Origin of the sequence: Streptomyces lothianensis (assembly GCF_047779955.1) — a bacterium.
Lineage (GTDB): Bacteria > Actinomycetota > Actinomycetes > Streptomycetales > Streptomycetaceae > Streptomyces.
In genome coordinates this window covers 66122-92784 of record NZ_JBLMKT010000078.1, presented here as the reverse complement: position 1 = coordinate 92784, position 26663 = coordinate 66122, and the positions used below count along the sequence as shown (strand labels likewise).

General features: G+C 72.4%; 20 protein-coding genes and 1 pseudogene. 3 read left to right on the top strand and 18 right to left on the bottom strand.

From position 1 onward, the window contains the following. Positions 1-52 precede the first annotated feature (52 nt). The 5 genes from thpD to ACLF6P_RS28265 form a co-directional block, all read right to left on the bottom strand. Positions 53-949: an ectoine hydroxylase gene (thpD, locus tag ACLF6P_RS28285; RefSeq protein ID WP_415954175.1), complete on the bottom strand. Its 897-nt coding sequence runs from the start codon at positions 947-949 to the stop codon at positions 53-55. 96 nt (positions 950-1045) lie between these two features. Then, entirely contained in the window at positions 1046-1450 is a 405-nt protein-coding gene (locus ACLF6P_RS28280; protein ID WP_415954173.1) for an ectoine synthase, read from the bottom strand. Positions 1451-1569: 119 nt separating this feature from the next. Beyond that, on the bottom strand, positions 1570-2838 hold the full coding sequence (gene ectB / locus ACLF6P_RS28275; RefSeq protein ID WP_415954172.1) for a diaminobutyrate--2-oxoglutarate transaminase: 1269 nt from the start codon (positions 2836-2838) through the stop codon (positions 1570-1572). A 10-nt stretch (positions 2839-2848) separates the two neighbouring features. Continuing rightward, entirely contained in the window at positions 2849-3388 is a 540-nt protein-coding gene (gene ectA, locus ACLF6P_RS28270; RefSeq protein WP_415954170.1) for a diaminobutyrate acetyltransferase, read from the bottom strand. Between the two features lie 316 nt (positions 3389-3704). Beyond that, positions 3705-4772, bottom strand: a complete 1068-nt coding sequence (locus tag ACLF6P_RS28265; RefSeq protein ID WP_415954169.1) for a pyridoxal-phosphate-dependent aminotransferase family protein — start codon at positions 4770-4772, stop codon at positions 3705-3707. A 121-nt stretch (positions 4773-4893) separates the two neighbouring features. Between ACLF6P_RS28265 and ACLF6P_RS28260 the strand changes: the two genes are divergently transcribed. Both ACLF6P_RS28260 and ACLF6P_RS28255 read left to right on the top strand, forming a co-directional pair. Next, on the top strand, positions 4894-5988 hold the full coding sequence (locus tag ACLF6P_RS28260; RefSeq protein ID WP_415954168.1) for an amidohydrolase family protein: 1095 nt from the start codon (positions 4894-4896) through the stop codon (positions 5986-5988). 350 nt (positions 5989-6338) lie between these two features. Further along, a complete protein-coding gene (locus tag ACLF6P_RS28255; protein WP_415954167.1) occupies positions 6339-7310 on the top strand; it encodes an SCO1860 family LAETG-anchored protein in 972 nt (323 codons plus the stop codon). A gap of 206 nt (positions 7311-7516) precedes the next feature. On the opposite strand, the gene cobC is transcribed toward ACLF6P_RS28255, so the two are convergent. From cobC to cobM, 6 genes and pseudogenes are all read right to left on the bottom strand, one after another. After that, positions 7517-8596 (bottom strand): Rv2231c family pyridoxal phosphate-dependent protein CobC, encoded by a 1080-nt coding sequence (gene cobC, locus ACLF6P_RS28250; RefSeq protein ID WP_415954166.1) that lies wholly within the window; start codon positions 8594-8596, stop codon positions 7517-7519. Continuing rightward, positions 8580-9494 carry a sirohydrochlorin chelatase gene (locus tag ACLF6P_RS28245; protein WP_415954165.1) on the bottom strand — a complete coding sequence of 305 codons (915 nt, stop codon included), beginning with the start codon at positions 9492-9494 and terminating at the stop codon, positions 8580-8582. The genes cobC and ACLF6P_RS28245 overlap by 17 nt, the downstream gene beginning before the upstream one ends. Next, positions 9491-10180: a precorrin-8X methylmutase gene (locus ACLF6P_RS28240; protein WP_415954163.1), complete on the bottom strand. Its 690-nt coding sequence runs from the start codon at positions 10178-10180 to the stop codon at positions 9491-9493. The genes ACLF6P_RS28245 and ACLF6P_RS28240 overlap by 4 nt, the downstream gene beginning before the upstream one ends. Further along, positions 10177-12135: a precorrin-3B C(17)-methyltransferase gene (cobJ, locus tag ACLF6P_RS28235; protein ID WP_415954162.1), complete on the bottom strand. Its 1959-nt coding sequence runs from the start codon at positions 12133-12135 to the stop codon at positions 10177-10179. Before cobJ ends, ACLF6P_RS28240 begins: the two co-directional genes overlap by 4 nt. Before the next feature lie 254 nt (positions 12136-12389). After that, positions 12390-13607: pseudogene (gene cbiE, locus ACLF6P_RS28230) on the bottom strand (precorrin-6y C5,15-methyltransferase (decarboxylating) subunit CbiE); the annotation flags it as partial. Positions 13608-13661: 54 nt separating this feature from the next. Next, positions 13662-14492: a precorrin-4 C(11)-methyltransferase gene (gene cobM, locus ACLF6P_RS28225; protein ID WP_415954160.1), complete on the bottom strand. Its 831-nt coding sequence runs from the start codon at positions 14490-14492 to the stop codon at positions 13662-13664. Positions 14493-14644: 152 nt separating this feature from the next. Between cobM and ACLF6P_RS28220 the strand changes: the two genes are divergently transcribed. Beyond that, a complete protein-coding gene (locus ACLF6P_RS28220) occupies positions 14645-15367 on the top strand; it encodes a ZIP family metal transporter (RefSeq protein ID WP_415954159.1) in 723 nt (240 codons plus the stop codon). Between the two features lie 44 nt (positions 15368-15411). Here the strand turns inward: ACLF6P_RS28220 and cobI are convergent, their stop codons facing one another. The 7 genes from cobI to ACLF6P_RS28185 all read right to left on the bottom strand — a co-directional run bounded on the left by cobI (position 15412) and on the right by ACLF6P_RS28185 (position 26654). Beyond that, positions 15412-16191 (bottom strand): precorrin-2 C(20)-methyltransferase, encoded by a 780-nt coding sequence (gene cobI / locus ACLF6P_RS28215; protein WP_415954158.1) that lies wholly within the window; start codon positions 16189-16191, stop codon positions 15412-15414. After that, positions 16188-17654, bottom strand: coding sequence for a cobyrinate a,c-diamide synthase (locus ACLF6P_RS28210; protein WP_415954157.1), 1467 nt, complete (start codon positions 17652-17654; stop codon positions 16188-16190). The genes cobI and ACLF6P_RS28210 overlap by 4 nt, the downstream gene beginning before the upstream one ends. Continuing rightward, positions 17651-18259: a cob(I)yrinic acid a,c-diamide adenosyltransferase gene (gene cobO / locus ACLF6P_RS28205; RefSeq protein WP_415954155.1), complete on the bottom strand. Its 609-nt coding sequence runs from the start codon at positions 18257-18259 to the stop codon at positions 17651-17653. Before cobO ends, ACLF6P_RS28210 begins: the two co-directional genes overlap by 4 nt. Beyond that, positions 18259-20349, bottom strand: a complete 2091-nt coding sequence (locus tag ACLF6P_RS28200) for a putative cobaltochelatase (RefSeq protein ID WP_415954154.1) — start codon at positions 20347-20349, stop codon at positions 18259-18261. The genes cobO and ACLF6P_RS28200 overlap by 1 nt, the downstream gene beginning before the upstream one ends. A gap of 109 nt (positions 20350-20458) precedes the next feature. Then, complete coding sequence (cobN, locus tag ACLF6P_RS28195; RefSeq protein ID WP_415954153.1) at positions 20459-24106, bottom strand: cobaltochelatase subunit CobN; 3648 nt, start codon at positions 24104-24106, stop codon at positions 20459-20461. Next, complete coding sequence (locus tag ACLF6P_RS28190) at positions 24103-25635, bottom strand: cobyric acid synthase (RefSeq protein ID WP_415954152.1); 1533 nt, start codon at positions 25633-25635, stop codon at positions 24103-24105. The genes cobN and ACLF6P_RS28190 overlap by 4 nt, the downstream gene beginning before the upstream one ends. Then, complete coding sequence (locus ACLF6P_RS28185) at positions 25632-26654, bottom strand: cobalamin biosynthesis protein (protein ID WP_415954151.1); 1023 nt, start codon at positions 26652-26654, stop codon at positions 25632-25634. Before ACLF6P_RS28185 ends, ACLF6P_RS28190 begins: the two co-directional genes overlap by 4 nt. Positions 26655-26663 lie beyond the last annotated feature (9 nt).

Genomic DNA, 26663 nt, shown 5'->3' with positions numbered 1-26663 from the left:
GAGGGGAACGTGCCGCCCGGCCGTGTGCGCAGGCCCTACTTCACCGGAGTCCTCACCGAACCGGAGTGAAGTCCCGCGCCCCGATGAACTCGGGGCGGCGGATCGGAGCCGCGAAGGGCTCCTCGGCCGTGTTCTCCACGCTGTTGAACACGATGAAGACGTTCGAGCGCGGGTACGGCGTGATGTTGTCGCCCGAACCGTGCATCGCGTTGCAGTCGAACCACGTCGCCGAGCCGGCCTTGCCGGTGAACAGCCGGATGCCGTGCGCGTCGGCGAACCGGGTCAGCGTCTCGTCGGAGGGCGTGCCCGCGTCCTGCATCTGCAGCGACTTCTTGTAGTTGTCCTTGGGCGTCTCACCCGAGCAGCCGAGGAACGTCTTGTGCGAGCCCGGCATGATCATGAGCCCGCCGTTGGTGTCGTAGTTCTCGGTCAGCGCGATCGAGACCGACACGGTTCGCATGTTCGGCAGACCGTCCTCGGCGTGCCACGTCTCGAAGTCCGAGTGCCAGTAGAATCCGGTGGCGCCGAAGCCCGGCTTCACGTTGATCCGCGACTGGTGGACGTAGACGTCCGAGCCCAGGATCTGGCGTGCCCGCCCGACGACGCGCTCGTCGCGCACCAGGCGCGCGAACAGCTCGCTGATCCGGTGGACCTCGAAGACCGAGCGGATCTCCTGCGACCTCGGCTCCACGATCGAGCGCGCGTCGGCGCGGATCTCCGGATCCGACATCAGACGCTGCAGCTCACCCGCGTACACGCCGACCTCGTCGGGCGTGATGAGCTGCTCGATCGCGTGGAACCCGTCCCGCTCGAACCCTGCCAGCTCCTCCTGCGACATCGGCCCCGGCGCCCCCGGCGAGGACCACACGACCGGGTCCTTCCGCTCGGTCAGCACCTCGGTCTTGCCGCGGGTGGGGTACAGGTCGGTCCGTTCGGGTGCGGTGGTCATGGTGGTGCCTTCCTCTCCTTACGTACGGTTCCTCATGAGGTCCCTTGGTGCGGTTCGGGAGTTACCGCTTGGTGCGGTTCGTGCGCTGCCGCTGGATCAGACGGGATCGGGCTCGGTGAGCAGGGGGTAGACCCCGTTCTCGTCGTGGTCCTCGCGGCCGGTGACCGGCGGGTTGAAGACGCACAGACAGCGGAAGTCCTGCTTGATCCGCATGGTGTGCTTCTCGTGCCCGTCGAGCAGGTACATCACGCCGGGCGTGATGGTGTGCTTCTCGCCGGTCTCGTCATTGGTCAGTTCGGCCTCGCCCTCGATGCAGACGACGGCCTCGATGTGGTTCGCGTACCACATCGAGGTGGTGGTACCTGCATACAGGGTGGTCTCGTGCAGTGAGAAGCCCACGCGCTCCTTGGCGAGCACGATGCGCTTGGACTCCCAGGTGCCGGACGCGGACTTCACATGCCGGTCGGTGCCTTCGATCTCCTGGAACGAGCGGACGATCACGGTGGGGCTTCCTTCTCTGTTACGTGTACACGGGCGTGGCCGCTCCGTACGGACGGGAGCGGCCACGGGGTGGCTTCGGAGCGGCCGAGTGGGTCGCTGCGAGCGGCCGACCGAGTTGCTCAGACCGTCTCGCGGATGGCGCGGGCCAGGATGCGCAGGCCCTCGTCGAGCTCCTGGGCGGTGATGGTGAGCGCCGGAAGCAGCTTGACGACCTCGCCCTCCGGGCCGGAGGTCTCGATCAGGAGCCCCAGTTCGAAGGCGCGGCGGGCGACCTTCGAGGCGTCCTCGGGCTTGGTCATCTCCAGGCCCCACACCAGACCGCGGCCGCGGTACTCGCGGGTGGCCTCGGGGTGCTCGGCGCGGATCGCGCTCATGGCCTGCTCGACCTGCTCGCCGCGGGCGAGGGTCTGCTTCTCCATCTCGCCGTCCGCCCAGTACGCGCTGAGAGCGGCGGCGGCCGTGACGAAGGCGGGGTTGTTGCCGCGGAAGGTGCCGTTGTGCTCGCCCGGCTCCCACAGGTCGAGCTCCGGCTTGAACAGGCAGAGCGACATGGGAAGGCCGTAGCCGGAGATCGACTTGGACACCGTGACGATGTCCGGGACGATGCCGGCCTCCTCGAAGGAGAAGAAGCCGCCGGTGCGGCCGCAGCCCATCTGGATGTCGTCGACGATCAGGAGCATGTCCCAGCGCTTGCAGACGTCCGCGAGCTTGCGCAGCCACTCGGCGCGCGCCACGTTGATGCCGCCCTCGCCCTGCACCGTCTCGACGATTACGGCGGCGGGGTGGTTGAGGCCCGAGCCGGAGTTCTCCAGGAGGCTCTCGAACCAGATGAAGTCCGGGGTCTGCCCGTCGAGGTAGTTGTCGAAGGGCATCGGGGTGCCGTGCACCAGCGGGATACCGGCACCGGCCCGCTTGAAGGCGTTGCCGGTCACGGCGAGCGAGCCGAGCGACATGCCGTGGAAGGCGTTCGTGAACGAGACGATCGACTCGCGGCCCTTGACCTTGCGGGCCAGCTTCAGCGCCGACTCCACGGCGTTGGTGCCCGTCGGGCCGGGGAACATGACCTTGTACGGCAGGTCACGCGGGCGCAGGACCGTCTCCTGGAAGGTCTCCAGGAAGGCGCGCTTGGCGGAGGTCGACATGTCGAGGCCGTGGACGACCCCGTCGCGCTCCAGATAGTCGATCAGCGCGCGTTTGAGGACCGGGTTGTTGTGCCCGTAGTTGAGCGATCCGGCGCCGGCGAAGAAGTCGAGGTACTCGTGGCCGTCCTCGTCGTACATCTTGCTGCCCTGGGCGCGGTCGAAGACGGTGGGCCAGCCGCGGCAGTAGCTGCGCACCTCCGACTCGAGGGTCTCGAAGACACTGAGGTCGGGCTGGGTGATGGTCACAGGTACTCCTTCAGGAGAGGTCGCCGGCGTCGGCGTCAGCGGATTCGGCCCGCAGGGGGCCGATGCGGTAAAGCACTTCGGGGTCATGGGCACTGCCGTCGGGAAACTCCTCGGCGCTGAAGAGCACCTCGTTCTCCACCGTGGCGCCGTGGCGCTCGGCGAAGGAGGTGAACAGCCGCTCGGAGGCGGTGTTCCCCGGCGTGATGGTGGTCTCGAGCCGACGTATCCCGTGCGAGGCGGCGACCCTGCGGACGAGTCCGTCCAGGAGCGTCGAGGCCAGGCCGCGGCCGCGGTGCGCGGAGTCCACGGCGACCTGCCAGACGAGCAGCGTCTGCGGGCGCTCGGGGCGGACGTACGCGGTGATGAAGCCCGCCGGTTCGCCGTGCTCGTCCCGGGCCACCACCGAAGTGCCGGCGAAATCACGGCACCAGAGCAGATAGCTGTACGACGAGTTCAGATCGAGCGTCTTCGAGTCACGGGCGATACGCCACAGTGCTGCCCCGTCCTTCACAGCGGGGCTGTCGAGCCGGAATTCCTGTGCAGTGGTCATGTATACCGAATTTACCGAGAGGAAATTGAAATCGCACGGGGCTCAGGGGTTACGCAAACCGGCGCGATCTGTTATACGCGCGGGCGAGGCCCGGCGAGATGCCCCATTTTGTGGGGGTCTTACGGGGCAAAGCGGGCGCGGTGTGGAGTCGGTCACAAGTCCATCACGGAGCTGAGGTGTCGTTGAAACCTCCGTGTTTAGGTTCCGGGAAAGCGGGCAGAAGCAAAACGGGAAGCTACGCGTCTGCGTGCTTCCCGTTTTAGCGAATTCTAAATTCAATTCGCGCACCCCAAAGGGCTGTTTAATGCTGCCGCTTTCAGGACTTGCGCACCTTGTGCACCGCGTCCCCCAGCACGGCGAGCACACGCTCCACGACCGCATCACGGGCATCGGGCCCGTAGTGGTTGACGCGGATCATCTCCCGCGCGAGCGCCCCGCCGCCCGCAGCCAACGGCAGCGCCGGATCCACAGCCAGCGCCTCCGCCACCACCGCCGAGGCGTCCACGCCCTCCGGCGTGCGCAGGGTGGTGGCCACCGGGGCCGCGTCCCTCGCCTCGTGCACATACGGCGCAAGCCCCGCGGCGGCCGCACCCGCACGCACCGCGCGCGCGGCCTGCGCATGCCGTGCCATCACCGCGTCCGGGCCGCCCTGCGGATCGGCCTCGATCCGGTCCACGCACGCACCGAGCGCCAGCATCTCCAGCTGCGCCGGAGCATGCGGCAGCGCCTTGCGGCCGCCGTCGAGCCAGCGCTCCTTCCAGTCGAGGAGCGAGAGGTAGGAGCGCCGCGGCGCCCGCGGATTCTCCGCGAACCGCTGCCACGCCCGCTCGCTCACCGAGACCGCCGACACACCCGCGGGCCCGCCCATGGCCTTCTGCGCACCGATCACGCACAGGTCCACGCCCCAGGCGTCGGGCAGCAGCGGCTCCGCGCCCACCGAGGCGACGGCGTCCACGTAGAACAGCGCTCCGTGCTCCCGTACCACCGCACCGATCTCCGCGACCGGATTGGTGTTGCCGGTCGCGGCCTCCGCGTGCACGAGGGAGACGAAGTCGATCTCCGGGCGGTCGGCCAGGGTCTGCTTGATCTGCGCGGGCGTCACCGCCGTGTGGAAGGGCACGGCGAGATCGATCACCTCGGCGCCGCAGTCGCGCAGCCAGTTGCCGAAGGTCTGCCCGTACGGACCGGTGATCACGTTCAGGGCCACCGTGCCGGGCCTGGCGGCCGAGCGGATGCAGGCCTCCAGGGGGAGCAGCGCCTCGCCCTGCATGATCACCACGTCCTGCCGGGTGCGCAGCAGCCGCGCCACCTTGTCCTCGATCGCGGCGAACTCGGCGGCGCTCATCGGCGCCAGGTCGAGGAAGGGGTGCGTCTCGCGCGTCATGGTGGTGCTCTCCGGTGGACGGGGCGGCGGCCGACGGGCCGCGGCGCCTGCTGCGTGGCGGATACAGAGTCGGCAAGGGGATGCCGGTCCGAGCGTACCCAGTGGGTTCTACGCTGCGTACATGAGCGATCAGGCGACAGTGCTGCGGGTGAAGGGGCGGGTCCTCGTCGGGCCCGAGGACGTGCGGGACGAGCTGTGGGTGATCGGGGGAAGGATCTCCTACGAGCGGCCCGTCGGCGATCACGAGGTGACCACCGTCGAGGGCTGGGCGCTGCCCGGCCTGGTCGACGCGCACTGCCATGTCGGGCTCGACGCCCACGGGCCGGTCCCCGACGAGGTCTCCGAGGAACAGGCGCTCACCGACCGAGAGGCCGGCACCCTGCTCATCCGCGATGCGGGATCGCCCTCCGACACCCGCTGGATCGACGAGCGCGAGGACCTGCCGAAGATCATCAGGGCCGGGCGGCACATCGCCCGCACCCGCCGCTACATCCGCAACTACGCCCACGAGATCGAGCCCGAGGACCTTGTCGCGTACGTCGCCCAGGAGGCCGAGCGCGGCGACGGCTGGGTCAAGCTCGTCGGCGACTGGCTCGACCGCTCCTCCGGCGACCTCGGCGCCTGCTGGCCCGCCTCCGCACTGCGCGATGCCATCGCCGAGGCGCACCGGCTCGGCGCCCGGGTCACCGCCCACTGCTTCGCCGAGGACTCCCTGGTTGACCTCGTGGAGGCGGGCATCGACTGCATCGAGCACGCGACGGGCCTCACCGAGGAGACCATCCCGCTTTTCGCCGAGCGCGGCGTGGCGATCGTGCCCACGCTGGTGAACATCGCCACGTTCCCGAAACTCGCCGAGCAGGGCGACAGCAAGTTCCCCATCTGGGCCGACCACATGCGGCGCCTCCACGAGCGGCGCTACGACACCGTACGGGCGGCCTACGACGCCGGGGTGCCCGTGTTCGTCGGCACCGACGCGGGCGGATCGCTGGCGCACGGGCTCGCGGGCGCCGAGGTCGAGGAGTTCGTGACCGCCGGCATCCCCGCCGTCGACGCGCTGTCCGCGGCCACCTGGGGCGCCCGCGAGTGGCTCGGCCGCCCCGGCCTCGCCGAGGGGGCGCCCGGCGACCTGGTGGTCTACGAGGCGGACCCGCGGGCGGACGTACGGGTGCTTGCTGCTCCGCGGCGGGTGGTGCTCAACGGGGTTGTGGTGGGCTGAGACCCGCCGTATCGCATCGCGTTGACGGAACGTGACCATCGGAGTGTGCTGCTCGTTGGGCACTCCAAGGCGTACGCGGGCGCGTCGACCGGCGTATTCGCTCGCTGTTCGGGCCGTGTCGGTGACACGGGTGACACGGGTGACGCGCGGAGCGCGCCCACGCCTTTGATACGCCCCTGAAATCGAACCCAGGGTCGGAAACGCCACGTACGAGTGAACTCACGCCACGCTGCTGCCGGTTCACTCTCCGTACGTAAAACTCCTCGGTGTCGAGGCCGTCGGCGCGGCGCATGTCCCGGAAGTTCCGCGTGCGCCGACGGCTCCCATGTCTCCCTGGGGGTTCCACCACCGTGAACAGCAAGACCTTCCGCATGCCCGCACGCAGGCTCGCCGCGACGACCGCGGCCAGCCTCCTGGCCACCGGTCCCGTGGCCCTCGCCGCCGCCGTACCCGCCCATGCCACGGGCGACGAGGGCAAGGCGAGCGCGGCCGTGCTCCGCACCCGGCTCGACGTCGGACTGCTCGACAAGACCGTGCACGTCCCCCTCGAAGCGAGTCTCAACGCGGTCCAGGCGCCCGCGACCGCCGAGAAGACCGCGCTCACCGTACGGCTCGACGGGGTCGAGCAGGGCGGGCCGGTCCATCTGCTGCGCGCCGACGTGGCCACGGCGAAGGCCACCGCCGACCGGGACAGGGCCGAGGCCTCCAGCAATCTCGCGCAGGCCAGGGTCCATGTCCCGGGGCTGCCGTTGCTCTCCCTGATCAAGGTGGAGAAGGTCAGCTCGAAGGCGGTCTGCGAGGCGGGCAGCCGACCGGTGGCCGAGGCGAACGTGCTGGGCGCGGTGACCGTGCTCGGCAAGAAGGTCACGCTCTCCTCGGGCGGGGTGACCGAGGTCGACGTGCCGAAGATCGGCAAGGTGACGCTGACGCTCTCGAAGACGCACACCACCTCCACGACCGCCGCGGCCGCCGCCCTCGAACTCGAGGTCTCCGTCGACCCGCTGGACCTCAACGTGGCCGAGGTCGAGGGCGCGATCACCCTGGCGGAGGCCTCCTGCGAGTCCCCGAAGGGCGCGCCCCCGGGCACCGAGCAGCCGACCGGTGAGACGGAGGACAGCAGCAGCACGGCTCAGGACGGCACGTCGGACGACGAGGGCAGGACCTCGGGCGTGACGGCGCAGTCGGCCGCCGAACCGCAGCAGCAGGACCTGGCCGCGACCGGCGGAAGCACCGCCACACCGCTCATCGCGGGCGGCGCTGTACTGCTGCTCGGCCTGGGCGGCGGGGCCATCGTCCTGTCCCGGGCACGCGGCCGCGGCTGAGGAAGGACCCGGTGAGGGGCGGGGCGGAACTCCCTGTGCCGTCCCGCCCCTCACCGCTCGGCGCACACGCGCGCGCCTCGGCGCATACCGGACCGAGTGTGGGCCGACCTCGGCGCATGCCGGACTCCGCGCGTGCCGGACTCCGCGCGTGCCGGACTCGGCACCTGCCCGACTCCGCGCAGCCACGCCTCAGCCGGGCGCCGACCTCAGCGCACGCCCGCCGCAGGGAGTGCCGCCAGGAACCGGTCCGTGGTCGCCCGGTCCCGTACCGCGATCCGCAGCCACTCGGGGCCGAGCCCCGGGAACGTGTCCCCGCGGCGCACGGCGAAGCCCGCGTCCCGCAGCCGCGCACGGACCTGGTCCGCCTGCTCGATCCGCAGCAGCACGAACGGCCCGGTCGCCTCCCCGGCCACCGACACCTCCGCGAACTCCCGCAACCCCGCCAGCAGATACGCCCGGTCCTCGGCGTACGCCCGGGCCGCCCGCTCGGCCTCCGCGAGCGCCGCGGGCCGCATACAGGCCTCCGCCGCCGCCAGCGCCGGCGTCGACACCGGCCACAGCGGCTGTGCCCGCTCCAGCCGCGTGATCACCGCCGGATCCGCGAGCACGTACCCGATCCGCAGCCCCGCCAGCCCCCACGTCTTCGTGAGGCTGCGCAGGACCACGAGCCCGGGCACATCCGTGCGCCCCGCCAGGGACTCACGCTCACCGGGCACCGCGTCCATGAACGCCTCGTCCACCACGAGGATCCGGCCCGGCCGGGCCAGTGCGGCCACGGCACGGGCGGGGTGCAGCACGGAGGTCGGGTTCGTCGGATTGCCGAGGACGACCAGATCCGCCGACTCGGGCACGGCCGAGGCATCGAGCCGGAAGCCGTCACCGGCCGCAAGCAGGACCCGCCCCACCTCGTGCCCCGCATCCCGCAGCGCGGCCTCCGGCTCGGTGAACTGCGGATGCACCACCACCGGATGCCGTACGTCCAGGGCCCGGGCGAGCAGTACGAAGGCCTCCGCCGCTCCCGCGGTCAGCAGCACCCGCTCCGGGGCCACCCCGTGCCGGGCCGCGACCGCGGCGCGGGCCGCCCGGCCGTCCGGATAGGCGGCCAGCGAGCCGAGCGCCCCGGCCATCTCCTCGCGCAGCCACCGCGGAGGCGTGCCCGTACGTACGTTGACGGCGAGATCGGTGAGCGCGGCATCATCGCGCACCTCGGCATCACCGTGATGTCGGAGGTCGTAGGCGTCATCGGGGCCCGGGGCCCCGGCGGGCGCCTCAGTGGCTGTGTGCATGGCCGTGGTGGTGTCCGCTGCCATGGTGATGGTGATGCCCGTCGTCGTCGGGGTGGAAGTGCGGCTGCTGCGGCATGCCCACCTTGTCCTCGAAGCCCGGCAGCGCCACCCGGTACACACAGGAGTCGCAGTTCATCCGCAGATCGCCGCGCAGCGCCTCCCGGTAGCGCTCCATCACCAGCTCGAGCAGCTCCTCCTCGGGGCCGATGACGTCGGCGCACCGCACCTCGGTCCCGGTCTGCGCGGCGGTCCAGTCCTCGGCCTGCTGCCGCACCCGGTCCGGGAGGATCCCGGTGAACAGGAAGTACGGCAGCACGACCACCCGCCGCGCACCCAGGTTCACGCACCGGTCGAGGCCGCTGGGCACATCGGGCGCCGCGAGCGAGACGAAGGCGGTCTCGACGCCCGCGTAGCCACGGCCCTCCCAGAACAGCCGGGCCGCCTTGTACACCTCGGCATTGGCATCGGGGTCCGTCGAACCGCGGCCGACCAGGAGCACCGTGACGTCCTCGCGGGCCCAGTCGCCGCGCGCCTCGTCCACGCGCCGTTCCAGGACCGAGAGCAGCGAGGGGTGCGGGCCGAGCGGGCGGCCGTAGGTGTACGAGATGCCCGGGTGCCGCTCCTTCTCACGGGCCAGCGCCGCCGGTATGTCGCCCTTGGCGTGCCCGGCGGACACCAGCATCAGCGGCACCGCCGCGAAGCGGCGCACCTGCTGCTCCACCAGTTCCGTCACCGCGTCGCCGAGCGGCGGCGGCGAGAGCTCGATGAAGCCGCCCGCGACGGGCAGTTCCGGGTTGCGGCGGCCCAGCTCCCGTACGAACGCGCGGAAGGCCTCGGCTCCGCCTTCGTCGCGGGTGCCATGGCCTGCGACGAGCAGGGCGGGAGGGGTGGTACTCACGGGGTCTCCTTCTTACGGGGGTCGTGCTCTGGGGGCTGTGGGTGCCGGTGGTGCCCGGTGCGCTCCGGCTGGGGCGGGTGCTGGTCGTGCAGGGTGTTCGGCGGCTGGTACAGGAGCGCGTTGAGCGCCGCGGCGGCCACCGCGGAACCGCCCTTCTCCGAGATGTTGCTGACGGCGGGAAGACCGCTCTCGCGCAGCGCCTCCTTGGACTCGGCCGCCCCGACGAACCCGACGGGCAGGCCGATCACCAGGGCCGGTTCGGCATCGAGCGTGAGCAGCTCCTCGAGCGCGGTGGGCGCACAGCCGATCACCCACAGCGCCCCCGGGCCGACCTGCTCGTAGGCGAGCCGGACGGCGTGCGCCGACCGGGTCAGCCCCGGAGCCGACCTGGCCTCCGCGAGCCGGCAGACCGTCTCCCGCTTGGTGATGCCCGCCGCGACCATCTCCACGTCGACCACCACGGGTGCGCCTTCGTGCAGTGCCGCATGCGCGCGGACGAGCGCGGACTCGTCGGTCACCAGGTCGTCCGCATAGTCGAGGTCGGCCGCCGAGTGGATGACCCGTTCCACGACCGCCCTGGTCAGGGGCGGGAAGTGCGAGGTGTCGAGGCGGGCGCGCAGCCTGCGGAACGACTCCTGCTCGATCGGGTGCACGACCCGCTCGGCGGTCGCGTCGAAGGCGCTCATCGGCCGGCCTCCGTCGCTTCGGCAGTCGAACGGTCACTCTCGGACCGGCCGCTGTCCAGCTGGCCGCTGTCGGACCGGCCGCTGTCCAGCTGGCCGCTGTCGGACCGGCCGCTGTCGAGCTGGCCGTCGTCCGGCTGGCTGTCCTTGGACTGGTCACTGCCCGGGCCCTCGGTGCCTGCCGCGCCGGGGTCCTGCTGCCAGCGATAACCGCGCGGTGTCACCATGCGTCCGGCGATCTCGCGCGTGGCGGTGTTGCCGACCGTGACCACGGTCATCATGTCGACGCTCGCCGGGTCGAGTCCGGCCAGACTCGTCAGCCGTACGGATTCGTCCGGGCGTGAGGCGTTGCGTACGACTCCCACCGGCGTGCGCGGTGTTCGGTGCTCCGCGAGCAGGCCGAGCGCCTTCGGCAGCTGCCAGTCGCGGCCCCGGCTGCGCGGGTTGTAGAAGGTGACCACGAGATCCGCCTCGGCCGCCGCGCGGACCCGGCGCTCGATCACCTCCCACGGAGTGTGCAGATCGGAGAGGCTGATCGAGACATGGTCGTGCCCGAGCGGCGCCCCGAGCAGGGCACCGGCGGCGAGCGCCGCGGTGACGCCCGGCACCCCGACGATGTCGATGTCCTCGCCGGCCTCCGCGAGGGCGGGCGAGGCCATCGCGTAGACGCCTGCGTCGCCCGAGCCGATCAGTGCCACGGTCCGTCCCTTGCGTGCCTCCTCGACCGCGGTACGGGCCCGCTCCTCCTCGGCGCCGAGCCCGGACTCCAGGACGGTGGTGCCGGGCCTGAGCAGATCGCGGATCTGGTCGACGTACTGGTCGAGCCCCACGAGGACGGCGGCGCCGCGCAGTTCCTCCCTGGCGCGCGGGGTGAGCAGATCGCGGGCGCCGGGGCCGAGCCCGACCACGGCGAGCCGTCCGCGCGGGGCGAGCCGTGCGATCGCGCAGGTGGCCATGGCGGGGCGGCCCTCGGGTGCCGATTTCCGCTTCGGCACGAGGAGTCGGGCGCCTTCGGCGAGCGCCGCGGCCTCGGCGACGGAGGGAGTGCCGACGGCGGCGAGGGGAGCCTCGGAGGGGTGCGGCACGGGGATGGCGGCAAGTTCCTCGGCTCCGTACGTGACGACGGGCACGCCGAACCGCTCGGCCGCCGCCACGATCCCGGGCTCGTCCGCCTTGGCGTCCACGGTGGCGAGACGGGCCAGCGAGCGGGCGCTGAGCCCGGCCTCGGCGAGCGCATCGGTGATGAGCCCGAACACCTCGTCCGCCGGCGCCCCCTTGGAGGCGCCGACACCGACGACGAGCGACGGCGGGCGCAACACGGCTTGGCGCGGGGCGACATGGACCGCGCGGTCGGTCAGCACGAGACGAGCCTCCGCGGACCCGTCGCTCCCGGATCCGGCGCCCTCGCCCTCGGCCGCGGCGTCCGGCATGTGGGTTTCGCTGCTCGGATCCGGTGAGGCCGGCTGCACATGCGGCGGCAGGGCGGGCAGCGGCCACGGGAAGTCCGCCTGGAATACGACGGGTTCGCCGTCCAGGACGGACCGGCTCACCCCGGCCACATCGCCCTCCACGGGAAGGCCGAGGGTGTCGAGCCCGGGCAGGCCGACGGCGTCCGTCGCCGTGGTCACCACGGGCTGCGCGCCCAGCACCTCGGCCACCTCCTGGGCCAGCGCGTTCGCCCCGCCCGCGTGCCCGCCGAGCAGCGAGACGGCGAAGCGGCCCGCCTCGTCCACGCAGACCACACCCGGATCGGTGTGCTTGTCCGCGAGCAGCGGGGCGAGCAGGCGTACCGTCGCGCCCGTGGCGAGGAAGCACACCAGCTGCTCGCATTCACCGAACGCCCGCCGCACGGCGGGGCCCGGGGACTCCTCGTACACCCGGACCCGCCCGGGCCAGGCCGCGGCGAGCCGCTCACCCGCCGCGGCTCCCGCGGCCGTCGCGGAAACAATGCCGATCACCTGAGGTCTCCTCCTTGCCGATACGCCGGCGCTTCCGATCGCGCCGCCGCCCTTTCCACCCGCACGTCCTGCACAGCCGCTCCATGCACAGCAGCCGCGCCGCGTGCGGGCATCTCCCGCGCAGGCGCCTCCTGCCGACCCTCCGAACCCGCCTGCACTTGCCGAACGTCCGGACCCGCCTGTTCCTGCCGGCCCTCCGGCGCCGTCCGCGCCCGAGCCGCACCACCCTCGCCCCCGCCCCCGCCGGGTTCGATCCGGTCGCCCCACAGCAGGAACACCGGATTCGCCGCGGCGAGCCGGGTCACATCCCCGGGCAGCGGTGCGAGGCGGGACGACTGGAGCAGCACTCCGTCGACCGCGAAACCGGACAGCGCCTCGCGGACCTGCGGCACCCGGTCCAGCGCGGCCAGCGCCACGACCACGGTGCGCCGCGCCCTGCGGGCACAGCCGCGGACGATCTCCGGCAGCTCACGGCCGCCGCCCCCGATGAACACCGCATCGGGATCGGCCAGCGAGGACAGCACCGTGGGCGCCGAACCGTGCACGGCCTGGACGTCCACGCCGTGCGCCGCGGCATTCGCCCGGATCCGCTCGACGCCGTCCGCAGTCTTCTCCACCGCGACCGCCGCCGCACCGAACCGGGCGCATTCGATCGCCACCGAGCCGGATCCCGCGCCCACGTCCCAGACGAGATCACCGGTCCGCGGCCCCAGCCGGGCCAGCGCGAGCGCCCGCACCTCGAACTTGGTGATCATCGAATCGCGATGCGTGAACGCGTCCTCCGTCAGCGCCCAGCGCTCCGGCGTGTTCCGGGGCCCCGCCACCGTGCGCACGGCAGAGAGCGCCCGCGTCTCGTCGAGGCACAGCACCACGCTCACCGCATCCCACTCGCGTTCGGCGGCCTGCGCGGGCGTGACTCGTACGACCTGCTGCCGCCCGGGATCGCCGAGCGCGCTCGCGACCAGGAACACGCGGCCCGGGCAGGCCTGCGCCAGCTCCGCGCCGAGCTCACGCGGACCGGCCCCCGGCCCGGTGAGCACCGCCGTCTTGGGGTGCGCCCGGCAGACGTTGACCGCGGTCCGCAGGTCGCGCCCGTGCGCGCTCACCGCCACGGCGTCGTCCCAGGGCAGCCCCGCCTCCGCGAACGCGGCCGCCACCGAGGACACCCCGGGCCGTATCTCCAGGGCGGCCGGACCGAAACGCTCCGCCAGCGCCCGTACGATCCCGAAGAACCCCGGATCGCCGGAGGCGAGCACCACGACACGCGCCCGCTCGTCGTCGAGCCGCTCGGCCACCAGGTCGAGCGCGGGGGCGAGCGGCCCGAGCACGACGTGCTCCACCTCCGGGCCCAGCGGGACCGCGTCCAGGTGCCGCCTGCCGCCGACGGCGAGGCTCGCCGTGGCCAGCAGCTCCCGGGCGCGGGCGTCCAGCGGTGCGCCGCCCGCGCCGACCCCGATGACCGCGATCCTCATGAGCCGGCTCCTCGTGTACGCCGCTTCATGACGCGGCTCCCGGCAGACGGCGCGTCATGACCCGGCCGCCCGCTGTGCCCGCAGCGACCTGCGGGCCTCGGGGTCGGCCTTGCGGTATCCGTGGAAGTGCCCGGGGTGGTACAGGTGCGAGCGGGTGCCCGAGGCGTCGAGGGCGGGCCCGACCAGGAACAGCGTGTGCTTCCACAGCTTGTGCTCCTTGACCGTCTCCTCGAGCGTGCCGACCGTGCAGCGCACCACCAGTTCCTCCGGCCACGTCGCCTGGTAGGCGACGACCACCGGCGTCGAGGTCGGATAGCCGCCTTCGAGCAGCTCACGCACCAACTGGCCCGAGCGGGCGGCCGAGAGGAACACCGCCATCGTCGTGCCGTGCTTCGCGAACTCCCGTACCTCCTCGCCCGGCGGCATCGGCGTCTTCCCGCCGCCGAGCCGCGTCAGGACCACCGACTGGGCCACCTCGGGGATGGTCAGCTCACGCCCGGCGAGCGCGGCCACCGCGGAGAACGCGGACACACCGGGCACGATCTCGGTCTCCAGGCCCAGCGCCGTGCACCGGTCGAACTGCTCCTGGGTGCCGCCCCACAGCGCGGGATCGCCGGAGTGGATCCTGGCGACGCGCAACCCCTCGCGCCCGGCCCGCTCGTACACCGCGACGACGTCCTCCAGGGACATCGCCGCCGAGTCGAGTACCTCGGCGTCCGCGCGCGCGTGCTCAAGGACTTCGGCCTGCACGAGGCTCGCCGCCCAGATCACGATGTCCGCCTCGGCGATGGCACGCGCCGCCCGGAACGTCAGCAGATCGGCGGCGCCGGGCCCCGCGCCGACGAAGGTGACCCTGCCGGTCACGGGAGCGTCCTCGGTTGCCATGGGCGGTGTCCTTCCAGGGTGTTCGGTGGGGGAGAGGTGAGGGCCGTCGGGCAGCCCGGTGTCCGGCGGGGGTGCAACCCTTCCGGGGACGCCTCGGCCGCTCGCGGCGAGCCGTGCGCGCCCCGGCGCGCGCCATCGGCTAGCAAGGGCGCATGGCGGTGTTCGTCGCGCTCGGCGCGTTCCTGATGACGCTGGTCGGCGGGTGGACGGCGCAACGCGTCACCGACCGCCGCCACCTCGTACTCGGCCTGGCCGGCGGTCTGATGCTCGGCGTCGTGGGCCTCGACCTGCTGCCCGAGGCGCTGCACGCGGCGGGCCGGGAGGTCTGGGGCGTACCGCAGGCGCTGCTGCTCTTCGTGGGCGGCTTCCTCACCGCCCATCTCCTCGAACGGGCCCTGGCCCTGCGGCAGGCCGCCCACGGCGCGGACGGCGAACGAGTCCCCCGGGTCGGTCTCGGCGCCGCCTCCGCGATGGTCGTGCACAGCCTCATGGACGGCATCGCGATCGGCGCCGCCTTCCAGGCGGGCAGCGCGATGGGACTCACCGTCGCGCTCGCCGTCATCGCCCACGACTTCGCGGACGGCTTCAACACCTACACGGTCACCCGGCTGTACGGGAACAACCGCCGCAGGGCCCTCGCCATGCTCTTCGCGGCCGCCGTGGCACCGGTGGCCGGCGCGGCCTCCACGCTCCTGTTCACGCTGCCCCAGGAACTGCTCGGCTCCTACCTGGGCTTCTTCGGCGGCGCGCTCCTGTACATCGCCGCGGCGGAGATCCTGCCCGAGGCCCACCACACACACTCCACGAAGACCACGGTGCTCTGCACCCTTGCCGGCGTGGGGTTCATCTGGTTCGTGGTGGGCGCGGCGGAATGAGGGCACCGCCACCCGGCCGGAGCCGTACCTGTGCAGCGTGGTGCTCACAGCTTGCCCCCGCGTCCGCCCCCGCGCCGCGCCGGGGCGATCAGCGTGGAGAGATACGGCAGCGGTCCCTCGGCCAGCTCGCTCGCCGGCCGGATCGACTCCTGGGCAAGACCCAGCGCCGAACCCCACACCGCACCCTCCGTGCGCCCCGACTCCCGCAGCGCCTCGGCCACTTCACGGGCGAGCCGGCCGAACTTGTACGCCACCACGGTGCCCGGACCGTCCAGAGCCTCCTTGAGCGCCGCCGACCCGGCCGTCACCGGCACCAGCGTCAGCGGCTCCGTGCCCTCCGTCAACACCGCTCCGCTGCGGGCCGCGAGGTCCTGCATCGCCGTGATCCCGGGCACGGTCTCCACCACGACATCCGGCACGAGCTCTGCGATGGTCTGCGCGAGATACGTGAACGTCGAGTACACATTGGGGTCCCCGATCGTCGCGAAGGCCACCACCGGGTGCGCTTCGAGCAGTTCGGCGACCCGCGCGCCCGCCGCGTCCCAGGCCGCCTCACGGCGCGCACGGTCGGAGCGCTCGTTGAGCGCGAACACGACACGGACGACCTTCTCGGCCGCCACGTACTCCAGGACCGTCGCCTCGGCCCGCCCCGGCTCCCCGCCGTCCGAACCATCGGCGGCCGCCATCACCGGCACCACCACGACGTCGGCCTCGCGCAGCGCCCGTACGCCCTTGACCGTCACCAACTCCGGGTCGCCCGGGCCCACTCCGACCCCGACCAGACTGCGGCGGACCGAACCGACGGCCGTCACTGTGCTGTTCACTGCGCACACCTCTCCACGAACCTGCGCGCCGCCGACGGCAGCGCGGCGGCATGGGTGTGCAGATAACTGGCGTGCACCCCCTGCTGAACAAAACCCTCGACCCGCCGCTCGGGCAGATGCATGCCCCACGCGGGCGCCGCCCCCGCACCGGGCTCGATGGCGGTGCGGTGGAACTCGTGCCCCCGCAGCCGTGTCCCGGCCGCTGCGAGCACGCTGTCGGAGACCGCGACCGCCTCCCGGTAGCCGAGCGTGAGCCGCTCCGTCATCCGCGCCTCGGCGTCGAGGACGCCGCACATCGGCTTCTCGTCCAGGGAGCGGGCGAGATACAGGAGCCCGGCACACTCCGCGGCCACCGGCGCGCCGCCGTGCGCGAGCTCCGCGACGGACTTGCGCAGCGCCTCGTTGGCGGACAGTTCCGGTGCGTACACCTCGGGGAAGCCGCCGCCCAGGACCAGGCCGCGGGTGTCCTCCGGCAGTTCCTCGTCATGCAGCGGATCGAACGGCACCACCTCGGCGCCCGCCGCCGTCAGGAGCTCGGCCTGCTCGGCGTACGAGAAGGAGAAAGCGGGCCCGGAGGCAAGCGCCACGACGGGACGCCGGGCTTCAGCCGCCCCCGAGCCGGCCTCCCGTCCCGCCCCCGAGCCGAGTTCCCGTTCCGTTTTCGAGCCGGCCTCCCGTCCCGCTCCGGGCCGGACGGGCTCCCCCGCGGCCTCGGCGAGCGCGGCTTCGGGCGACCATGCCTCCTCGCCCAGCGGCGGCGCACTACGGGCGAGGGCCAGCAGCGCCTCCAGATCGCAGCCCTCGCGTACCTGCTCGGCGAGCGCCGCCACCGAGGCCACCGCCTCGGCCGAGCGCTCGGCCACCGGCACCAGACCCAGATGCCGCGACGGCGCCCGCACCGCACGGACCCGGCGCAGCGCACCGAGCACCGGCACACCGGAGCCGTCCAGCGCCTCGCGGAGCAACTCCTCGTGGCGGTCCGAGCCGACCTTGTTGAGGATCACCCCGGCGATCCGCACCCCCGTGTCCCACGAGGCGAAACCATGCACCAGCGCCGCCACGGACCGCGACTGCGAGGAGGCGTCCACGACAAGCACCACCGGCGCCCGCAGCAGCTTGGCGACCTGCGCGGTCGATGCCAGCTCACCCTGCCCGGTCGCCCCGTCGAACAGCCCCATCACACCCTCGACCACGGCGAGATCGCAGCCCCGCGCCCCGTGCGCGAACAGCGGCGCCACGAGCTGCGGGCCGCACAGGTACGCATCGAGGTTGCGGCCCGGACGCCCGGTCGCGAGGGCGTGGTATCCGGGGTCGATGTAGTCGGGGCCGACCTTGTGCGGGGACACCGCGAGGCCCGCCGCCGCGAACGCGGCCATCAGGCCGGTCGCGACGGTCGTCTTGCCGCTGCCCGAGGAGGGCGCGGCGATGACCAGCCGCGGGACGGCGCCCGGGGCGTGGTTCACCACTCGATCCCCCTCTGGCCCTTCTGGCCCGTGTCCATGGGGTGCTTGACCTTCGACATGTCCGTCACGAGATCCGCGAAGTCCACCAGCGCCTCAGGTGCGTTGCGGCCGGTGATGACGACATGCTGCGTCCCCGGCCGATCCCGCAGCACGGAGACGACCTCCTCGGTGTCGATCCACCCCCAGTGCATCGGATACGCGAACTCGTCGAGGACATACAACTTGTACGTCTCGGCGGCCAGGTCGCGCTTGACCTGCGCCCAGCCCTCCCGGGCCTTGTCCTCATTGCTCATCTCGCCGTCGGCGGGCTCCCGCTGGATCCACGACCAGCCCTCGCCCATCTTGTGCCAGTCGACGGAGCCGCCCTCGCCACAGGCACCGAGCACTCGCAGCGCGTTCTCCTCGCCGACCTTCCACTTCGCCGATTTGACGAACTGGAACACCCCGATCGGCCAGCCCTGGTTCCAGGCCCGCAGCGCGAGCCCGAACGCGGCCGTCGACTTCCCCTTGCCGATCCCGGTGTGCACCACGACCAGCGGCCGGTTACGGCGCTGGCGGGTGGTGAGTCCGTCGTCCGGCACGACGGCCGGCTGTCCCTTGGGCATCAGGCGGCCCTCCGCTCGTACCGGCCGTTCGGCCGGCTGTTCTGTACGTCCTTGACCAGACCCGCGATCGCGTCGGCGCGCAGTTCGTCCAGGGTGACGACCGTGCCGCCGAGCCCCTGCGCGAGCGTCCCGGCGAGCCCGAGCCGCACCGGCCCCGACTCGCAGTCCACCGTCACCGAGGCGATGTCCTCGGCTGCGAACAGGCCCGCCGCGCGCGCCGCCCTGGCCACCGGCTCGGCCCCTCCGGTCGCCCGCCCGTCGGTCACCACGACGAGCAGCGGCCGCCGCACCGGATCGCGCAACCGCTCCACCCGCAGCACCTCATGTGCCCTGAGCAGCCCTTCGGCGAGCGGGGTGCGTCCCCCGGTGGGCAGCGCCTCCAGACGCGCCGCGGCGGCGTCCACCGAGGAGGTCGGCGGCAGCGCGACCTCCGCACCGGAGCCACGGAACGTCACCAGACCGACCTTGTCCCGCCGCTGGTAGGCGTCCAGGAGCAGCGAGAGCACGGCGCCCTTCACCGCACTCATCCGCTGCCGCGCCGCCATCGACCCCGAGGCGTCCACGAGGAACAGCACGAGATTCCCCTCGCGCCCCTCCCGCACGGCCTGCCGCAGATCGTCCCGGCGCACCACGAGCCCGCGCCCGGCCCGGCCCCGCGCCCGCTGATGCGGTGCGGCGGCCTGCACGGTCGCCGCCAGGTGCAGCTTGGTCAGCGCCCCTTCGGGACGCCGGGCGCCGGTCGTACGCCCGTGCTCGGTACGCGCCCGCGAGCGCCGCCCTGCCGCACCCGCACCGGTCCCCGGCACGCTGAGCAGCTTCGCGCGGAACGGCTCGGCGGCCGAGGCCGGGCTCTGCTCGCCCGCGCCGGACGGCGTCTGCTGCTCGGACTTCTCCGTACCGGAGTCCGAGGCCGAGGACTGCGGGGGCACTTGGGTGCCCTCCTCGCCGCCGGCCTCGCCCTCGTTCTCGGGCGGCCGGCCACCGCCGTCCGGACCACCACCATCGTCCGGGCCACCGTCGTCCGGCCCCTCGGGGTCCGGATCGTCTTCCGGGCCCGAGCCGTCCCCCTCGGCGGGATCCGGTCCGAACTCCTGCAGGGTGTCGTCGAGTTTGTCCTCGTCGAGTCCCGGGGCGTCGAAGGGATTGCGCCGCCGCCGGTGCGGCAGCGCGAGCAGTGCGGCCTGCCGTACGTCCTCGGCCGTGACGTCCTCGCGGCCCGCCCAGGCGGCCAGCGCGGTGGCCGTACGGGCCATCACGAGGTCCGCGCGCATGCCGTCCACCTCGAAGGCCGCACACGTCGCCGCGATCTGCCGCAGCACCCCGTCGCCCAGCCGTACGGAGGGCAGCAGCGCACGGGCGGCCACGATCCGGGCCCGTACCGCCTGCTCGTCCTCGGCCCAGCGCGCGGCGAAGGCGGCCGGGTCGTCGTCGTAGGCCAGTCGCCGCTTGACGACCTCGACCCGCTGGTCGGGCTCGCGCGAGGCCGAGACCTCCACGGTGAGTCCGAACCGGTCGAGCAACTGCGGCCGCAGCTCGCCCTCCTCCGGGTTCATGGTCCCCACGAGCAGGAACCGCGCGGCATGCCGTACGGACACGCCTTCCCGCTCCACGTACGAGGCGCCCATCGCGGCGGCGTCCAGCAGCAGGTCCACGAGGTGGTCGTGCAGCAGATTGACCTCGTCGACATAGAGGATTCCGCGATGCGCGTCCGCGAGCAGCCCCGGCTCGAAGGCCTTCACGCCCTCGGCCAGCGCCCGCTCGATGTCCAGCGCACCGACGAGCCGGTCCTCGGAGGCGCCGACCGGCAGCTCGACCATGCGGGCGTCCCGCGAGACGGAACCCGCCGCGTCATGCGGCCCGTCCGGACACTGCGCATCCGGCGCCGAGGGCGCGCAGGAGAACCGGCAGCCGGGCACGACCTCGACCTCGGGCAAGAGTGCCGAAAGCGCCCGCACGGCCGTGGACTTGGCGGTCCCCTTCTCGCCGCGCACGAGCACGCCGCCGATCGCGGGCGACACGGCATTGAGCAGCAACGCAAGCCGCAGGTCGTCCTGCCCGACCAGGGCGGTGAACGGGTAGGGGGTGCTCATACGGTGCCCTCCACAGTCGGTCCAACCTTCAGCCCGTCCGGCGTTTGAGGACGAGCGCGTTCAGCGCGATACGGGGCAAGGGGCGAAGCCCCGAGAGGGGCACCGGCGCTCATGCGTCACCTTCCAGGTCACCCTCGAGCTCCAGATACACGGCCCGCAGCCGCTCCAGCGTCTCCGGATCGGGCGCCGCCCACAGCGACCGCTCCGCCGCCTCGAGCAACCGCTCCGTGATCCCCCGCAGCGCCCAGGGGTTGGACTTGCGCATGAACTCCTGGTTCTCCGCGGAGAACACGTACTCGGCCGCCAGCTTCTCGTACATCCAGTCGTCCACGACCCCGGCCGTCGCGTCGTAGCCGAAGAGGTAGTCCACGGTGGCCGCCATCTCGAACGCGCCCTTGTAGCCGTGGCGCCGCATGGCCGCCATCCACCGCGGGTTGACCACACGCGCACGGAACACTCGGTGGGTCTCCTCGCCGAGCGTGCGGGTCTTGACGTGCTCCGGCACCGCCGAGTCCCCCACGTACGCCTCGGGGGAGTCTCCGGTCAGGTGCCGCACCATGGCGACCATCCCGCCGTGGTACTGGAAGTAGTCATCTGCATCAGCGATGTCATGTTCACGCGTGTCTACATTTTTCGCCGCCACCGCGATCCGCCGGAACGCCGTCTCCATGTCGCCGCGCGCGGCCCGCCCGTCGAGCCCGCGGCCGTAGGCATAACCGCCCCAGACCGCGTACACCTCGGCGAGATCCGCGTCCGAGCGCCAGTTGCGCGCGTCGATCAGCGGCAGCAGCCCCGCCCCGTACGCACCCGGCTTGGAGCCGAAGATGCGGGCGGTGGCCCGGCGCCGGTCGCCGTGCTCGGCCTCGTCCTCATCGGCGTGCGCCCGTACGAAGTTCTGCTCCGCGGGCTCGTCGAGCTCCGCGACCGCCCGCACCGCATCGTCGATCAGCCCCACCACATGCGGGAACGCATCGCGGAAGAAGCCGGAGATCCGCACGGTCACATCGATGCGCGGCCGCCCCAGTTCGGCCAGGGGCACGACCTCGAAGCCGGTCACGCGGCGCGAGGCGTCGTCCCAGACCGGCCGGCAGCCGAGCAGCGCCAGGATCTCCGCGATGTCATCGCCCTGGGTGCGCATCGCGGACGTGCCCCACACGGTCAGCCCGACGGACTTCGGATAGTCGCCGGTGTCCGCGTGGTACCGGGCGATCAGCGAGTCGGCGAGCGCCTGGCCCACGTCCCAGGAGAGCCGCGAGGGGATCGCCTTGGGGTCGACCGAGTAGAAGTTCCGGCCCGTCGGCAGCACGTTCACCAGGCCGCGCGTCGGAGAGCCCGACGGGCCCGCCGGGACATAGCCGCCGTCGAGCGCCCGCAGGATGTGCCCGATCTCGTCCGTGGTCCGGGCCAGCCGCGGTACGACCTCCTCGCAGGCGAACCGCAGCACCGCGACGGCATCCGGCAGCTCGACGCCGACGATCTCCCGGACGAGCACAGCGGCCTCGGCTGCCGCCCAGGAGCGCTCCTCCATGCCTTCCGCGAGCCGCCTGCACAGCTGCTCCAGAAGGTCCAGCGCATCCGAACCGGTCCTCGCCGGACCGTCCACGAGCGCCGTCAGACCGTCCGCGACCTTGACCACGGCCCCGGGCTCGGCCAGCAGCTCCTGCTCCGCCAGGCCGAAGTGCGCGGCCAGACAGGCCCGCAGGCCCGGCAGCGCGTTCGCCGTGCCGCCCCACACCTGGGAGGCGCGAAGGACCGCGAGCACCAGATTGACCCGCGGCTCACCGACCGGACCGCCCCCGAGGATGTGCAGTCCGTCCCTGATCTGCACGTCCTTGATCTCGCACAGATAGCCGTCGATATGCATGACGAACTCGTCGAAGGCGTCGTCGTCCGGCTGGTCGTCGACATGCAGGTCGTGGTGGAGTTCGGCGGCCTTCACCAGCGTCCAGATCTGGGCGCGGACCGCCGGTGCCTTCGCCGGGTCGAGATCGCTCACCAGCGCGTACTCGTCGAGCAGCTGCTCCAGCTTCGCCAGATCGCCGTAGGTGTCCGCGCGGGCCATCGGCGGCACCAGATGGTCCACGACCGTGGCGTGCCCGCGGCGCTTGGCCTGGGTGCCCTCACCCGGGTCGTTGACGATGAACGGGTAGATCAGCGGCAGTTCGCCGAGCACCGCGTCCGGCGCGCAGCTTCCGCTCAGGCCGAGCCCCTTGCCCGGCAGCCACTCCATCGTGCCGTGCTTGCCCATGTGCACGATCGCATCGGCGCCGAAGGTGCGGTCCAGCCAGCGGTAGGCCGCCATGTAGTGGTGCGAGGGCGGCATGTCCGGGTCGTGGTAGATCGCGATCGGGTTCTCCCCGAAGCCGCGCGGCGGCTGGATCATCACCACGACGTTCCCGAACTGCAGGGAGGCGAGGACGATGTCGTCCCCGTCGACATACAGCGAACCGGGCGGCTCGCCCCAGGCCTCCACCATCCCCTCGCGCAGTTCGGGGTCGAGCCCGTCGAACCACGCCTGGTAGTCGGCGAGCGGCACCCGCGCGGGCGCGGCCGCCAGCTGGTCCTCGGTCAGCCACTCCACGTCATGCCCGCCGGCCTCGATCAGCCGGTGGATCAGCTCATCGCCCTCGGCCGGATACCCCTCGACCCCGTACCCGGCCTCCCGCAGAGCGTCGAGGACCCGCACCGCGGACGCGGGAGTGTCCAGGCCGACCGCATTGCCGACGCGCGAATGCTTGGTCGGGTAGGCCGTGAAGACCAGGGCGAGCTTCTTCTCGGCATTGGCCTTGTGGCGGAGCCGGGCGTGGCGCACCGCGATCCCGGCGACCCTTGCCGCCCGCTCCGGATCGGCCGCGTACACCGGCACGTCGTCGGGGCCCTGCTCCTTGAAGGAGAACGGAACCGTGACAAGCCGCCCGTCGAACTCCGGGATCGCCACCTGCATCGCCGCGTCCATCGGGGACAGCGCCGCGTCCGAGGCCTCCCACGCGGCACGCGAGGTGGTCAGACACAGGCCCTGCAGCACCGGAATGTTCAGCTCGGCGAGCGCACCGATGTCCCAGGCCTCCTCGTCCCCGCCCGCCGAGGCCTCCGACGCATGCGCGCCACCCGCCGCGAGCACCGTGGTGACCAGCGCGTCGGCCTGCCCGATCAGCTCGTACAGCGCAGGATCCGCGCCGCGCAGTGAACCGCAGTACACCGGCAGCGCGTTGGCGCCCTTCGCCTCGATCGCCGCGCACAGCGTGTCCACGAAGTCCGTGTTCCCCGAGAGCTCGTGTGCCCGGTAGAACAGCACTCCGACGGTCGGCCGCCCCGCCTGCCGCGGGTACGAGCCGTGCAGCCCGAACTCCGGCATCTTCTGCGGCTCGGCGAAGCCCTCACCGGTCAGCAGCACCGTGTCGGACAGGAAGCGCGCGAGCTCCGCGAGGTTGCCGGGGCCTCCCTCGACGAGGTAGCGCAGCGCCTCGGCGACGACGCCGGCCGGCACCGAGGACTCGGCCATCAGCTCCGCGTCCGGCACGGACTCCCCGCCGAGCAGCACGGTGGGGATCCCGGCCGTGCGCAGCGCCGCGAGCCCGTCCTCCCAGGCCCGCTTGCCGCCGAGCAGCCGCACGACCGCGATGTCCGCGCCGTCGAGCAGCCCTGGCAGGTCCTCGGTCACGTCCACACGCGTCGGATTGCCGATGACGTACGGCGCGTCGGACGCACGCGCCGCCAGAAGGTCCGTATCGGCGGTGGACAGAAGCAGCACGGTCATGAGGGTGCCCCCGGAGCGATGAAAGGAAGACCGGGCGGCGCACCGGTCTCGATCAGCCTGAGCAGCGCGGAGGTGTCCGCGTGCTCCTCGATGAGGTCGCCGAGCCGGTCCAACTGCTCCTCGCGCAGCACACCGAAGCTCGTGTCGTCGGCCGGCACGAAGCGCCGGCCGGCATCCGCCGCGACCGCGCGCAGGAACGCCCGCCGGAACGCATCGCTCTCCAGCGACCCGTGCCAGTGCGTCCCCCACACGGCACCGGCCCGGCAACCGTCCAAACTCTGTCCAATGTCATCAGAGATGAACGCATCACCGCCGAGCACTTCGGCGACCCCGTGATGAATCTCGTAGCCTTCGACGTTTTCGCCCAGTGCCCTGCCCACCGGACGCGTCAGCGTCTTCTCGCGCCGGAAGCGGACCCGGACGGGCAGCAAGCCCAGTCCGTCCACCGCTCCCGCGCGGGACTCGATCTCGTCCTCAATATGCTCACCGAGGATCTGGAACCCGCCACAGATCCCCAGAATCGGGCGCCCCTCGGCTGCCCTGCGCTTCAGCGCCCGCTCAAATCCCCGCCGTCTCAACCAATCCAACGCGGCGACCGTCCCGCGAGTTCCCGGGATCACGACGAGATCCGCATCGTCGATCTCCTCGGGCCGGTCCACGAACCGCACGACCACGCCTGGCTCCGCCGCGAGCGCGTCCACATCGGTGAAGTTGGACATCAGCGGGATCGCGCACACCGCGATCCGCAGCAGCTCCTCGCCGACCGGCGGCGCCACCTGAGACTCCCTGACGGCACCGCGCAGCGAGACCCGCAGACCGTCCTCCTCGTCGATGCCGAGCCCGTGCGCGAACGGCAGGACGCCGTAAGTCGCCCGCCCGGTGAGAGCCTTGAGCATGTCGAGCCCCGGCTGAAGGAGCGAGACATCCCCGCGGAACTTGTTCACCAGATACCCGGCGACCAGCTCCTGGTCCTCCTTGGCGAGCAGCGCCGTCGTACCGAAGAAGGAGGCGAAGACACCGCCGCGGTCGATGTCGCCGACCACCACCACGGGAAAGCGCGCGGCCCGCGCGATCCCCATGTTGACGATGTCCGTGCGCCGCAGGTTGATCTCCGCCGGGCTGCCCGCGCCTTCGCAGATCACCGCGTCGTACGAACTCCGCAGCTGCTCGAGGCAGTCCGTGACGGTCCCGAGCAGAGCCTCCTGCCGCCCCCCGTGGTAGCCGCGCGCGCTCATCTCGCCCACCGGCCTGCCCATCAGGACCACCTGGCTGGAGCGGTCGCTGCCGGGCTTGAGGAGCACCGGGTTCATCAGCGCGGTCGGCTCCACGCGCGCGGCCTGTGCCTGCATTGCCTGCGCCCGGCCGATCTCCGCGCCTTCGCGCGTCACAAAGGAGTTGAGGGACATGTTCTGCGCCTTGAACGGCGCGACCGACACCCCCTGCCGCACCAGCCAGCGGCAGATCCCCGCGGTGACCACGCTCTTGCCGGCATCCGACGTGGTCCCCGCGACCAGCAACCCACCGCTCATGACCGTCCTCTTCTTCCTGTACGCAGGTGTCGCACCGGACGCAGGTGCCGCGCCGTACGCGCGAGCACCCGGCCCCTGACACGGCCCGCCGTCACACTGCCCACCGCACACACGGCGAACGCCAGCCAGTCGACCCGGCGTGCCAGCCGCACGGCCCGTTCGACATCCGCCACCTGGACGGCGCGCCCGGCGTCGTTCAGCACCGGACGGTGCTCCACTCGACCCCCGTACGAGAGAACACCCCCCAGTCGTACGCCGAGCGCGCCCGCGAAAGAGGCCTCCACCGGGCCTGCGTTGGGGCTCGGATGTGCCCCCGCGTCCTGCCGCCAGGCCCGCAGCGCACCGCGTGGATCGCCGCCCGCGAGCACGGCGAGTACGGCGGTGAGCCGGGCGCCGGGCCAGCCCGCCACGTCGTCCAGGCGCGCGGAGGCCCAGCCGTAGTTGCGGTAGCGGGGCGATCTGTGGCCGACCATCGCGTCGAGCGTGTTCACGGCACGGAAGCCGAGCAGCCCCGGCACCCCGGCCACCGCTCCCCACACCAGCGCACCCACCACGGCATCGGAGGTGTTCTCGGCGACGGACTCGACGACGGCGCGTGCGATCGCCGCCTCGTCGAGCGCCTGCGGGTCACGGCCGCACAGATGTGGCAGCCGCTCCCTGGCGGCCGCCACATCACCGGCGTCCAGCGCGGCGGCCACGGCCCGCGCTTCACGTTCCAGTGAAGTGCCGCCCACGACCGCCCAGGTGGCGGTGGCGGTCAGCGCGACGGAAGCCGCGGGGGCGGTGGGGGAGCGGCGTGCGGCGGCGGAGGCGAGCACGCCGAGGGCGGCCGCACCACCGGCGCAGACGGCGGTGTGCAGGACACCCGCGGCCTTGTGGTCACGCCACAGGACACGCTCGACGGAGCTCGCGGCGCGCCCGAACGCGGCGACCGGATGCCCACGGCGCGGATCGCCGAGGAGCAGATCGCCGAGCAGGCCGGCCACGGCGCCGTACGCGAATGTGCGATCGGCACCCACGGATCAGGC